Source organism: Ralstonia sp. VS2407, assembly GCF_052950655.1.
In genome coordinates, this window is record NZ_JBRFVG010000110.1 from 1 (window position 1) to 566 (window position 566).

The window sequence follows — 566 nt, forward strand, 5'->3', positions numbered from 1 at the left end:
CCACGCCGTTGCTGTCGACGACCATCGCGGCGACGCCCGGCGCGCGCCATGCCGATTCGAGCGGATCGACGCTGATCTTCACGGCGGCCACGCCGATCGGCACGCCGTCGCTGCGCACCGCGCTCGCGAAGTAGACGCCCGGCACGCCGGTGTTGGTGCCGATGCCGAAGAAGCGGCCGCTGCCGCGCGCGAGCGCGTCCTTGAAGTACGGCCGGTACGACACGTTGGTGCCGACGAAGCTGATCGTCTCGTTCCAGTTGCTCGCGGCGATCACGTCGCCTTGCAGGTCGATCACGTCGACCGCGCCGCTGCCCGCGTCGCGGTTCACGGCTTCGAGGTAGGTGTTCACCGCATGCACGCGCTCGGGCGCATCGTTCGGCGCGGCTTTCAGCATCGCGCGCACGCCGTCCTGCCGCGCGACCAGCCCGGGCAGGATCTCGAAGCGGCCGAGCTCGCTTTTCAGGCTCGACGCATACAGGTCAAGCCGGTGCGCGCCGGCTTCCTCGAGCGCGTCGATCGCGCGTTCCCACGCGAAGTCGACGGCCGCGCCGGCCACGCCGACATAC

The 566-nt window shown here is 70.5% G+C and carries 1 protein-coding gene; it reads right to left on the reverse strand.

Translation table 11 applies throughout. The features are described from left to right. Nucleotides 1-566 (reverse strand): cache domain-containing protein (locus tag ACU8YE_RS24105; protein WP_446929880.1); only part of this gene is annotated, 566 nt, incomplete at both ends.